The following is a 354-nucleotide window of genomic DNA, read 5'->3' on the forward strand; positions in this document are numbered from 1 at the left end:
TGCTCTTCCGATCTGGCCAGTTCGGTCGTCCGCCCGCTGCCGGGCTCTCCGACGAGCGCCACGACCCGCGCCCCGGCATCGGGCGACGCGGCATCAGGCGCCGCGGTTCCGTGCGGCGGGCCGCCCGTGAACGCCGCCAACTCGTCGGCGACCTCCGGCCGTTCGACCGGATCCGCCCCGTCGTGCGCCGGCCCGTCGCTGCCCACCGAGACGGCCGTCAGATGCAGCACCCCGGCGAGGTTGAGCTCGCGCCCGTACGCGGGGGCGCTCGCCGCGTTGCGGGCGAGCAGCTCGGCGAGCGCGCCCTCCCGGTCCTCGGCGGCGGCCGCCCGCAGCGGCACCGCGAAACCGGCC

General features: G+C 78.2%; 1 protein-coding gene. It reads right to left on the reverse strand.

Annotated features, from left to right (window positions below; genetic code table 11):
- On the reverse strand, positions 1 to 354 hold a 354-nt coding region (locus tag OFY01_RS20140), incomplete at both ends, for a hypothetical protein (RefSeq protein WP_266601866.1).

This window comes from Streptomyces beihaiensis (genome assembly GCF_026274175.1).
Lineage (GTDB): Bacteria > Actinomycetota > Actinomycetes > Streptomycetales > Streptomycetaceae > Streptomyces > Streptomyces beihaiensis.